The following is an 11,630-nucleotide window of genomic DNA, read 5'->3' on the forward strand; positions in this document are numbered from 1 at the left end:
CCGGCGGCCTCGCGGCTCAGCCGGCCGCTACCAATTCGCCGGTGGGTCGCCCCTGGGTACGTTCGGTGTCGATCGCGTTCTGGAGGATGACCACGGCTGCCGCCTGATCCACCACCGCGCGCCGCTTCTTGCCCTTCTTGCCGCGGTCACGGAGCACTCCCTCGGCAGTGACCGTGCTCAGCCGCTCGTCGACCAGCCGGACCGGAAGTGGAGCCACCCGGACCGCGAGCTCGGCGGTGAATGCCCGAACCTTACCCGCCGCGGGGCCCTCGCCCCCGCCCAACGAGCGAGGAAGTCCGACGTAGAGCAGGACGGCGCCCAGGTCGTCGGCGATTGCCGCGATCCGATCCAGATCGCCCTCGCCGCGTGGGACCGTCTCCACCGGGGTCGCCAGAATCCCGCTCGGGTCGCAGCTCGCGACCCCGATCCTGGCATCGCCCGGGTCGAGGCCGACCCGGACGCCGCGAGGCTCCAGATCGGTCAACGCCGTGCCAGCTCTGCGCGCGCGGCCTCGAGCGCGTCGGTCACGCGGCTGGCGTCCGAGCCACCACCCTGGGCGACGTCGTCCTTGCCGCCGCCCTTGCCGCCGAGCAGCGACGCCGCCGCCCGGAGCAGGGTGTTGGCGGAGACGCCCGCGGCGATCCCGGCCTCGTTGACCGCAGTCACCAGGGAGGGCTTGCCGTCCTGGACGCCGATCACCAGCACCGCGCCCGGCCGGTCGCCGGGGAGCCGTCCGCGGACGTCGAGCGCCAGGGTCCGTACGTCGCCGCCACCGGCCCCCTCGACCACCTGGCCGACGAAGCCGACCCCGCCGATGTCCTCGGCGGCCGAGGCCAGGGCGCCGGCTCCGGCGAGCAACTGCTGCAGCCGCCCCTTCTCGAGCTCCTTCTCGACCGCGCGGAGGCGCTCGACCAGGTCCCCGACGCGGCCCACCAGGTCGTCGGGCTGGGTCTTGAGCAGTCCGGTGAGCTGGGCGACCACATCGCGCTCGCGGGCCAGGTAGGCGAAGCCCTCGTAGCCGGTCAGGGCCTCGATCCGGCGGTTCCCCGAGCCGACCGACGACTCGCTGGTCAGCACGATCGTGCCGATCTGCGAGGAGTGGTCGACGTGGGTGCCGCCGCAGAGCTCCCGGGACCAGCGACCGCCGATCTCCACGACCCGCACCTTGGTGTCGTCGTACGTCTCGCCGAAGAGCGCGATCGCGCCCCAGTCGCGGGCCTGGTCCAGGGTCATGTACTCCCAGCCGACGGCGAGGTCGGCGCGGAGCGCGTTGTTGGAGACCGTCTCCAGGTCCCGGTACTGCGCGTCGGTGAGGCCGGTGGTCCAGCCGAAGTCGAGGCGGAGGTAGCCGGGACGGTTGTACGAGCCGGACTGCAGCGCGGTCGGGCCGAGCACCTCGCGCAGGGCGGCGTGCACGACGTGGGTGCCCGAGTGGGCCTGGCGCGCGCCGGTCCGCCAGTCGGGGTCGACCTCGGCCTGGAGCGTCCCGCCGCTGACGAACTCGCCCTCCAGCACCCGAACCTGGTGCACGACCAGTCCGCGCACCGGGCGCTGGACGTCGAGGACCTCCAGGACGCCGCCGTCGAACACGATCCGGCCCGCGTCGGCCACCTGGCCGCCGGACTCGGCGTAGAACGGAGTGCGGTCGAGCACGAGCTCGCCGATCTCGCCCTGGCCGAGCGCCGGGACCGGGGCGCCGCCGGCGAGCAGCGCCAGCGGCCGGGACTCGGTGGTCAGGGTCTCGTAGGCCAGCCACTCGGTCGGGCCGTTGGCGTCGAGGATGCCGCGGTAGACGCTGGTGTCGGCGTGCTGGCCCTTCTTGGACTTCGCGTCGGCCTTGGCGCGGTTGCGCTGCTCGGCCATCAGGGCGCGGAAGCCCTCCTCGTCGACGGTGAGGCCGTTCTCGGCCGCCATCTCCAGGGTCAGGTCGATCGGGAAGCCGTAGGTGTCGTGCAGAGCGAAGGCCTGCTCACCCGCGAGCACGGTGGCGCCGGCCGCCTTGGTCTCCACGGCGGCGTTGTCGAAGATCTGGGTCCCGGCGCGCAGGGTGCTCCGGAACGCGTCCTCCTCGGCGAACGCGACCTGGGCGATCCGGTCCCAGTCCGCGGTGAGCGCCGGGTAGCCGGGCGCCATCCTGTCCCGGCTCACCGGGAAGAGCTCGGGCAGGGCGCGGTCCTCGTAGCCGAGCAGCCGCATCGACCGGACCGCCCGCCGCAGCAGCCGGCGCAGCACGTAGCCGCGGGACTCGTTGCCCGGCGTGACGCCGTCACCGATCAGCATCATCGAGGAGCGGACGTGGTCCGCGACGACCCGGAACCGGACGTCGTCGACCGGGTCCGCGCCGTACCGGCGGCCGGAGAGCTCCTGGGCACGCTCGATCACCGGGAACATGGTGTCGATCTCGTACATGTTGTCCTTGCCCTGGAGCAGGAACGCGACCCGCTCGAGGCCCATGCCGGTGTCGATGTTCTGCTTCGGCAGCGCGCCGGCGATGTCGAAGTCGACCTTGCTCCGGACCGCGGAGAGCTCGTCCTGCATGAAGACCAGGTTCCAGATCTCCAGGTACCGGTCCTCGGCGCCGAAGTCGCCGTCGGCGCCGTACGCCGGGCCGCGGTCGTAGAGGATCTCCGAGCACGGGCCGCCGGGTCCGGGCACGCCCATCGACCAGTAGTTCTCGCTCTTGCCGAGGCGGGCGATCCGGTCGTCGGGGACGCCGGTGATCTTCTTCCAGAGCTCGACCGCCTCCGGGTCGTCCTCGTAGACGCTCGGGTAGAGCCGGGACTCCTCGAGCCCGAAGCCGCCGTCGGCGACCGGCTTGGTGATCAGGTCCCAGGCGAGCTCGATCGCGCCGGCCTTGAAGTAGTCGCCGAACGAGAAGTTGCCGCACATCTCGAAGAAGGTCCCGTGCCGGGTGGTCTTGCCGACGTCCTCGATGTCCGGGGTGCGCACGCACTTCTGCACGCTGACGGCCCGCTGGTACGGCGGCGTCTCCTGGCCCAGGAAGAACGGCTTGAACGGCACCATCCCGGCATTGACGAAGAGCAGGTTGGGGTCGTCGACCAGCAGCGGCGCCGAGGGCACGGCCGTGTGGCCGGCGGCCTCGAAGTGCTCGACGAAGCGGCGGCGGATGTCCGCGGAGCTGGTGTCGGGGTGCATCAGTGTCTGCCTTCCAGCGGGAGTGGCGCCGAGCTCTCGGTCAGCGACCCATGGTTGTTCGCACGGTTTCCGTCAGGTCCGTCCAGTACGTAGCCGAAGCGCTCGCGCAGCTCGGTCTCGCGTTCGGTCATGCCGTTGCGGACCTCGTCCGCGAAGAGCTGCGCGCCCACGCCCAGGCCGGCCACCCGGTCGCGGAGGCCTTCGGGGGTGAACACCTCGGCGGCGCGGCGGGCCTTGACCATCACGTAGACCCCGGCACCGGCACCGGCGACGAACCAGAAGCCACGCCTCATGCGAGGCCCTCCTGGGCACGCTCGTCGGCGCGCACGTTCCGGAGGTGCTCTCGGACCTGCCGGCGGCGTCGCTTGCGCGAGCTGCGCACCTCTCTCCGCATCTCGAACCAGATCCTGTTGCGGGACTCGGCCGAGAACGCCCGGCGGAGGCCGTGCGTGAACGCTGCGGCCTTGACCAGCGGAGCTCCGAGGGTGGCCGAGAGGACGAGCCGGTCGGGAACCGGAACCGGCTCCTCGGCGGGCTCGACCGGGCCGGAACCCGCGTCGGTGATCACGTACGTCGGCGAGGCGGGAGCGCTCCGCGGAGCCACGGAACCAGGTGCCACCAGGTCGTCCAGCTGGGCCCGCAGGTCATCGCTCTCCCGGTGCGCGGCGTCCAGCATCGCCTCCAGGTCGGCCCGCCCGCGGCTGCGTCGGCGCGCGACCGAGATCAGCGCCACCACGAGCAGCGCCGAGACGGCTCCGCCCAGGGCAGACAGGATCTCGCTCATGGCAGATGACCCTACCTGCCGCGGATCATCCGCCGAACCCGCTCCCAGCGCTCCCGGAAGCCGGCCTCGGCGCCGAGCGCGGTCGGCTGGTAGTACTCCGCGTCCTCGACCGTGTCCGGCAGGTACTGCTGCTCGGCGATCCCGTAGGGCTGGTCGTGGGCGTACAGGTACCCGGCGCCGTGGCCGAGATTCTTCGATCCCGGGTAGTGCGCGTCGCGCAGGTGCGGCGGGACGGTGCCGATCTTCCCGGCCCGGACGTCGGCGATGGCGGCGTCCACCGCCTTGATGACCGCGTTCGACTTCGGTGCCAGCGACAGCTCGATCACCGCCTGGGCCAGGTTGATCCGTGCCTCCGGCATCCCGATCAGCTGGACGGCCTGGGCAGCCGCGACCGCGGTCGTGAGCGCGGCCGGGTGCGCCAGGCCGATGTCCTCGCTCGCCGAGATCACCAGCCGCCGGGCGATGAACCGAGGGTCCTCCCCCGCCTCGATCATCCGGGCCAGGTAGTGCAGCGCCGCGTCGACGTCCGATCCGCGCACCGACTTGATGAACGCGCTGATCACGTCGTAGTGCTGGTCGCCGTCCCGGTCGTAGCGGACCGCCGCCCGGTCGACGGCGGTCTCCGCGGTGGCCAGGTCAACCACGTCGAGGCCCTGGGAGACCGCGGCCCCGGCGGCGGCCTCCAGGTAGGTCAGCGAGCGGCGGGCGTCGCCGCCGGCCAGCCGGACCAGGTGGTCCAGCGCCTCGTCGCTGACCTTGACCGCGCCGGCCAGGCCGCGTTCGTCGGTGACCGCCGAGGTGACCACCCCGCGGACGTCCTCGTCGGTCAGCGGCTCCAGGGTGAGCAGCAACGACCGGGAGAGCAGCGGCGAGATCACCGAGAAGTGCGGGTTCTCGGTGGTGGCGGCGATCAGGGTCACCCAGCGGTTCTCCACACCGGGGAGGAGCGCGTCCTGCTGGGCCTTGCTGAACCGGTGCACCTCGTCGACGAAGAGCACCGTCTCCTGGCCGGTGGCGACCAGCCGGGCGCGCGCGGCGTCGATCGCGGCCCGGACGTCCTTGATCCCGGCAGCGACTGCCGAGACCTCGACGAAGACCCGGTCGGTCTGCCCCGAGACGATCGCCGCGATGGTGGTCTTCCCGGTGCCGGGCGGACCCCAGAGCAGCAAGGACATCGACTGGTCGCCCTCGATGAGTCGCCGGAGCGGCGATCCCGCCGCCAGCAGGTGCTGCTGGCCGACGAGCTCGTCCAGGGTGCGCGGGCGCATCCGGACCGCGAGCGGGGCGGACGTGTGGGTATTGCCCGCCAGCGTTCCGCCGCCGGGGGCGGCCGGGGTCGCAGGCGTGTCGAACAGTCCGTCATCCACGGACGACAGCCTACGGACCCGCTCCGTCAGGCGCCGGTCCGCTGTCCCGTCGCCAGGTCCAGCCAGGTCGTGTCGTACCCCGGGGCGTTCAGCTGGATGTCGGCCGTCTGACCGGCCACCGTGTTGCCCTGGGCGTCGACGCCGCAGATCCCGGTGGTCACCGGAGTCTGCGGAGCGTGCCCGAGCTCGCCCGGGAAGTGGCAGGCCACCTTGTGGCGAGCACCGACCTGGAGCAGCGGCGGCTCGACCTTGGCGCAGATCTCCTTCGCCAGCGAGCACCGCGTCCGGAACCGGCAGCCCGAGGGCGGGTTGATCGGGCTCGGCACGTCGCCGGTGAGCCGGATCCGCTCGCGCCGACCGCCGACCGCCGCCTGGCGCACGTCCGGAACCGCGGAGAGCAGCGCCTGGGTGTACGGGTGGTGCGGACGGCTGTAGAGCGTCTCCCGGTCGGCGATCTCGACGATCTTGCCCAGGTACATCACCGCGATCTCCGGGCAGAAGTGCCGGACGATCGCCAGGTCGTGGGCGATGAAGAGGAACGCGATCCCGAATTCCTTCTGGACGTCCTGGAGCAGGTTGACCACCTGCGCCTGGATCGAGACGTCGAGGGCGGAGACCGGCTCGTCGGCCACCAGCAGCTTGGGCTGCAGCATCAGCGCCCGGGCGATGCCGATCCGCTGGCGCTGCCCGCCGGAGAACTCGTGCGGGTACCGGTTGTAGTGCTCCGGGTTGAGCCCGACCACCTCCAGGATCTCCTGCACCCGCGGGAGCACCTTGTCCTTCGGCACCAGGTTGTGGATCTCCAGCGGCGCCCCGACGATCGTGCCCACGGTGTGCCGCGGGTTCAGCGAGGTGTACGGGTCCTGGAAGATCATCTGGATGTCGCGGCGGATCGGCTTGAGGTTCTTCGGGCTGATCCGGGCGATGTCCTTGCCCTCGAAGCGGATCGCTCCGCCGGTGGGCTCGTAGAGACGGGTGATCGCGCGTCCGGTCGTCGACTTGCCGCAGCCGGACTCGCCGACCAGGCCGAGCGACGAGCCCGCTCCGAGCTGGAACGAGACTCCGTCCACGGCCTGCACCTGTCCGACGACGCGCCGGACCAGGCCGTGCGAGCGCACCGGGAAGTACATCTGCAGATTCTCGACCTCGAGGATCGGGGCGGCGTCCGGGTTCAGCTGGGACGGTGCGTGCGCCTCTGCGACGAGCTCTTCCATCAGTCCTCCACGATCAGGTCGGGCATGATCTCCGGGAGGATCTCCGTGCGGTAGAGCTCGTCAGGATCGGCCAGGTGGCAACGCTTGGTGTGTCCGGGGCCCTGCGAGCCCGGGAGCAGCTCCGGCAGCGTCGTGGTGCACAGGTCCGCCGGCACCTTGCTCCGGTGCACGCAGCGCGGGTGGAACGCGCAGCCGGTCGGCGGGTTGAGCAGGCTCGGCGGATTGCCCGGGATCGGGATCAGGGCGGCGTTGGTGTCGCCCTGGACGTCCGGCACGCTGGAGAGCAGCCCCCAGGTGTAGGGCATCTGCGGGTGCGTGAGCACGTCCTTGGTCGGGCCGTACTCGACGGCGCGGCCGGCGTACATCACCAGGACGTCGTCGGCCATCTCCGCCACCACGCCGAGGTCGTGGGTGATGATGATGATCGCTGAGTTGAACTCGCGCTGCAGGTCCTGGAGCAGGTCGAGGATCTGCGCCTGCACGGTCACGTCGAGCGCGGTGGTCGGCTCGTCGGCGATGATCAGGCCGGGGTCGTTGATCAGGCCCATCGCGATCATCGCGCGCTGGCGCATGCCGCCGGAGAACTGGTGCGGGTAGTCGTCGATCCGGCGGTCCGGCTGCGGGATGCCGACCCGCTCGAGCATCTCGAGCGTCCGGGCACGCGCCGCCTTCTTCGAGACGTCGTTGTGCACCAGGTAGGCCTCGGCGATCTGGTTGCCGACGGTGTAGTAGGGGTGCATCGCGGACAGCGGGTCCTGGAAGATCATCGAGACCTCCTTGCCCCGCCGCAGCCGCATCTCCTCGTCGGAGAGCATGAGCAGGTCGGTGCCGCCGAGCACGATCCGGCCGCTCACCTGGGCACTGCTCCCCCGGTGCAGACCGAGGATCGCCGAGCTCGAGACCGACTTGCCGGAACCCGACTCGCCCACCACGCCGATCGTCTTGCCCCGGCCGAGCGTGAAGCTGAGCCCGTCGGTCGCCTTCACGATCCCGTCCGCGGTCGGGAAGTGGACCACCAGGTCCTCGACCGACAGGTACGGGCCGTCGTTGCTGTGCATGTCCGTCACTGCAGTCCTTCCTAGCTCAGCCGCACGCGCGGGTCGATCACGGCGTACAGGACGTCCACGATGATGTTGGCGATGATCACGAAGCTGGCGAGCAGGATGACCAGTCCGACCAGCGTCGGCAGGTCGAAGTCCGTGTTGGCCGCGACCGCGAGCTTGCCCAGTCCCGGGTAGTTGAAGACCGACTCGGTGATGATCGCGCCGCCCATCAGGCCGGCGAAGTCGAGGCCCGCCATGGTCACGATCGGGGTGAGCGCGGCGCGCAGGGCGTGCTTGAAGGTCACCGTGCGCTTCGGCAGGCCCTTGGCCCTGGCCGTGCGCACGTAGTCCTCCGAGAGCGACTCCAGCACGAAGGCACGGGTCATCCGGACGTAGCCGGCCATGAAGAAGACCGCCAGGGTGATCGCCGGCAGCAGCAGGCTGGAGAGCCACCCGGTGATGCCGCCCTCGGCAATCGGGGTGTACTCCGGCACGGGCACCCAATTCCACTGGATCGCCACGAACTTGAGCAGCAGCAAGCCGATGAAGAAGGTCGGGAACGCGTAGAGCACCAGGGAAAGTCCGACCAGGCCGCGGTCGATCAGGGTCCCGCGCTTGAGCGCGGCTATCACGCCGAGCAGCACGCCGCCGATGATCCAGAAGGCGAACGCGACGACCGCGATCGACAGGGAGACCGGCATCGTCTGCTTGATCAGGTCGGTGACCGTCGAGGTGCGCTCCTTGGAGTAGCCCAGGCAGGGCGCCGCGCAGTGCGCGATCGTCTCCGGTGCGGTGATCTTGAGCTTCGGGTCGTCCGGGAAGTCGCGGCCGACGAAGACACCCTTGGCGAACTTGCCCCACTGGGCGAAGAAGTTGTCGTCGTACCCCATCGAGGCCGCGGTCTGCGCCTTCATCGCCGGCGAGCAGTTCTTGCCGCAGGCGAACTGCGCGGGGTCGATCGGCGAGGCGAAGAACAGCGCGAAGGTCACGATGCTCATCACGACGAGCAGGACCACACCGGCGATCAGCCGGCGGATGATGTAGGCAACCAAGGGAGAAGACCTCTGCAGTCGGACGTGCGGACGGCGTGGCGTCGACGGTCGGGATCGTCGGAACGATCCCGACCGTCGACGTACTACGTGGTTGTTACTTCGTCACTCCGATGGTCGCGAGGTCGGCGTAGCCGTTCGTCGAGACGTTGTTGGAGTAGCCGGTGATCTTCGATCCGTGCAGGAAGTTGAAGATCGTGATCTCGAGCGGGATGTACGCGACATCCTCACCGAGCTTGGCGTCGACGCCGGCCCACAGGGAGGCGGCCTTCGTCAGGTCGGTCTCGGCGTAGGCAGCATCGATCATCGCGTCCACCTCAGGACCGCCCTTGTAGTTTCCGTAGTCGTTTCCGTTGGACGACGGCGTGATGTTGATCCGGCTGTCGAACAGCGGCGGGATCACCGTGCCGATGGACGGCCAGTCAGCACCCCAACCACCCCAGGTGACGTCGAAGTCGGCGTCCGGCTTCTGGATCACGGAGTAGTAGGTGTCGGCCAGCGGGTCGAGCTCGGTCTTGAAACCGGCCTTGTCCCACGCCGCCTTGAGAGCGGAGGCCTGCTTGTCGGAGGTCGGGGTACCACCGGAGTAGGTGAACTTGATCTTCACCGGCTTCGGAGCCGAGCACTCGGCAAGAGCAGCCTTGGCCTGCTCGATGTCACCGTTGTCCGGGATGTCGCCGAACGCGGCGTTCTTCTCGTAGCCCGGGACCGACGGGTTCACGGCCGAGTACGCCGGCGTGAAGGCACGCTCGCCACCACCCGCGTTGATCCAGGCGGTCTTGTCGGTCGCGAACTTCAGCGCCTCGCGGCACTTGATGTCCTTGAAGACCGGCGAGTTGAAGTTCGGCAGCACGTAGTCGACGAACGGCGACTCGACCTTGGTGTACAGCTTGCCCGCCTCCGCGATCCGGCTGTAGAACGTCGGCGGCATCCGACGCTCGGTCACGCCGAAGTTGGCGTCACCGGTCTTGGCGAGGAACTGCTCGTAGATCGTCTCCTCGGTGTCACCCTCCTTGAACTGCCAGGTGTCCGGCAGCGCCTTGCGGATGGTGTCGGTCTTCGCGTCCCAGTTGGTGTTCCGGACGAACTTGCCGCCGGTGCCTTCGGTCCACTTGCCATCGAGCTTGTAGGGACCGTTCGAGATGATCTGGAAGTTGCTCGCGTCGCCCTTGTCCAGGTCCGCACGGTACGGGTCGAGGTAGCGCAGCGAGGCGATCGACTGCGGGAAGTCCGGCCACGGCTTCTTCATCTTGTAGGTGATGGTGTTGCCGTCGCAGGACACGGCCTTGTCGAACAGGTCCTGGCCGGTCTTCTTGAAGGGGCCCTTGTACTCCGGGAGCCCGTCCTTGCCGGTCGGGATGTCCAGGTAGGTGAAGAGGTAGTTCGCCGGGCCGCCGATGATCACGTCGGTGGCGAAGTTGCGCGAGGCGCCGTAGGCGAAGTCCTCACACGTGATGGCCTTGCCGTCCTCCCACTTCACGTCGTCGCGGACCGTGAACTTCCAGACCTTGCCGGCCTCCTCCGACGTACCGGTGTCGGTCGCCAGGTCGGGGATCGGCGTGGTGCCCTTCACCGGGTCGTTGGACGCCGGGTAGGCGACCAGGCTCCGGTAGAAGAGACGGCCCGAGTTGTTCAGGTCGCGGCCGATGTACATCCGCTGCGGGTCCCAGTGCTCGGTGTTGCGAACACCGTTGTAGAAGATCGCGTTACCGCCGGCGGTGCCTTCGCTCTTGCTCCCGCCTCCGTTGTCCCCGTCACTACCACCGCACGCGACCAAGGTGGTCGCGAGCGCAGCTACCGCCAAGGCGGCAAATGGTTTCTTGCTGATAGCCATCCAACTTTCTCCTATCTGGTGTGACGGCGCCGGGAACACCCGGCGTCCGACAGCCTCCGCCGGCTCTGTCGGCAGGGGCTGAGTCTGTTATCGATGGGTCTTCGGATCGAGGGCGTCCCGGGCTCCGTCGCCGACGAGGTTGAAGGCCACGACGGTCAGTGCCAGCACGATCCCGGGAAGGAAGAAGTACGTCGGATCCGCCGTCGTCCAGCTGACCGAGTCGCGCAGGATGTTGCCCAGGGTGGGCGTCGGCGGCTTGATGCCGACTCCGAGGAAGCTGAACGCGGCCTCGGCCGAGATGTACGCCGGGATCAGCAACGTCGTGTAGACGAGGATCGGCGCCCAGACGTTCGGCAGCACTTCCTTGAAGTAGAGGCGCTTGCGCGACGCGCCGATCAGCTTGGCGGCCTCGATGAACTCGCGCTCGCGGATCGAGAGCACCTGGCCGCGGACGACGCGGGCCACCGGCGGCCAGCCGAAGGCGGAGAGGATGATCACCACGAACAGGCCGTTGGCCAGATCCGGATTCTCCAGGAACCCGAGGAGCGGTAGCTCGGAGACGTCCTTGCGGATCAGCAGCACGGTGGGCGCGGCGAGCGCCAGCAGCATCATCGTCTGCGGGAACGACAGGGTCAGGTCGATGAACCGGCCGACCGTGGCGTCGACGAAGCCGCCGCTGAAACCCGAGATGATGCCGAGCACCACGCCGATCAGCACGGTGATCAGGGTCCCGGTCAGCGCGATGCCGAGCGAGTAGGTCATCGAGAACGAGAGCCGTGAGAGCAGGTCCTCGCCGTTGCCCGGAGTCAGTCCGAGCGGGTGCGACCAGCTGACGCCGCCGAAGGCTCCGTGCGGGATGCCGCCGAGATCGGTGTTCAGCTTGTCCTGGTTGAGACCGTCCGGGTCGAAGACCCCGATCTTGACCAGGATCGGCGATGCCACCGCCGCGAAGACCACGAAGCACGAGACGTAGAACGAGATCATCGACAGCTTGTCGGCACGGAACCGCGCCATCGCCAGCTGGGTCGGTGAACGACCGGCGACCTTACCCGCGACGCCTTCCTCGGATTCACCCAGAGGAGGAACGGCGTGGCCCTCCATTTCGGAAGCCGGGATGGTCATCTTCACCTCGTCCGTTCGTCACCGAGTCGATAGTCCGGACAAGGGGATTGCCCTGGTCCGT

10 protein-coding genes are annotated in these 11,630 nt (G+C 69.2%); all 10 read right to left on the reverse strand.

Features of this window, described 5'->3' with window-relative positions:
* Positions 1–16 precede the first annotated feature (16 nt).
* The 10 genes from ruvX to EFK50_RS06200 all read right to left on the reverse strand — a co-directional run bounded on the left by ruvX (position 17) and on the right by EFK50_RS06200 (position 11,569).
* Positions 17–484, reverse strand: coding sequence for a Holliday junction resolvase RuvX (ruvX, locus tag EFK50_RS06155; RefSeq protein ID WP_221177301.1), 468 nt, complete (start codon positions 482–484; stop codon positions 17–19).
* Positions 481–3,156 carry an alanine--tRNA ligase gene (gene alaS, locus EFK50_RS06160; RefSeq protein ID WP_123226699.1) on the reverse strand — a complete coding sequence of 892 codons (2,676 nt, stop codon included), beginning with the start codon at positions 3,154–3,156 and terminating at the stop codon, positions 481–483. Before alaS ends, ruvX begins: the two co-directional genes overlap by 4 nt.
* Positions 3,156–3,449 carry a DUF6167 family protein gene (locus EFK50_RS06165; RefSeq protein WP_123226700.1) on the reverse strand — a complete coding sequence of 98 codons (294 nt, stop codon included), beginning with the start codon at positions 3,447–3,449 and terminating at the stop codon, positions 3,156–3,158. The genes alaS and EFK50_RS06165 overlap by 1 nt, the downstream gene beginning before the upstream one ends.
* The gene (locus EFK50_RS06170) at positions 3,446–3,940 is read right to left on the reverse strand and encodes a hypothetical protein (RefSeq protein WP_123226701.1); all 495 of its coding nucleotides are present in this window, start codon (positions 3,938–3,940) and stop codon (positions 3,446–3,448) included. Before EFK50_RS06170 ends, EFK50_RS06165 begins: the two co-directional genes overlap by 4 nt.
* Positions 3,941–3,951: 11 nt before the next feature.
* On the reverse strand, positions 3,952–5,307 hold the full coding sequence (locus EFK50_RS06175) for a replication-associated recombination protein A (protein ID WP_221177302.1): 1,356 nt from the start codon (positions 5,305–5,307) through the stop codon (positions 3,952–3,954).
* A gap of 26 nt (positions 5,308–5,333) precedes the next feature.
* Positions 5,334–6,521 carry an ABC transporter ATP-binding protein gene (locus tag EFK50_RS06180; protein WP_123226702.1) on the reverse strand — a complete coding sequence of 396 codons (1,188 nt, stop codon included), beginning with the start codon at positions 6,519–6,521 and terminating at the stop codon, positions 5,334–5,336.
* Positions 6,521–7,579, reverse strand: a complete 1,059-nt coding sequence (locus EFK50_RS06185; protein ID WP_123226703.1) for an ABC transporter ATP-binding protein — start codon at positions 7,577–7,579, stop codon at positions 6,521–6,523. Before EFK50_RS06185 ends, EFK50_RS06180 begins: the two co-directional genes overlap by 1 nt.
* Before the next feature lie 20 nt (positions 7,580–7,599).
* Entirely contained in the window at positions 7,600–8,616 is a 1,017-nt protein-coding gene (locus EFK50_RS06190) for an ABC transporter permease (protein ID WP_123226704.1), read from the reverse strand.
* 94 nt (positions 8,617–8,710) lie between these two features.
* Positions 8,711–10,447 carry an ABC transporter substrate-binding protein gene (locus EFK50_RS06195; RefSeq protein ID WP_123226705.1) on the reverse strand — a complete coding sequence of 579 codons (1,737 nt, stop codon included), beginning with the start codon at positions 10,445–10,447 and terminating at the stop codon, positions 8,711–8,713.
* Positions 10,448–10,534: 87 nt separating this feature from the next.
* Complete coding sequence (locus EFK50_RS06200; RefSeq protein ID WP_123226991.1) at positions 10,535–11,569, reverse strand: ABC transporter permease; 1,035 nt, start codon at positions 11,567–11,569, stop codon at positions 10,535–10,537.
* Positions 11,570–11,630: the final 61 nt, after the last annotated feature.

The sequence above is a fragment of the Nocardioides marmoriginsengisoli genome (assembly GCF_003725695.1).
GTDB lineage: Bacteria > Actinomycetota > Actinomycetes > Propionibacteriales > Nocardioidaceae > Marmoricola > Marmoricola marmoriginsengisoli.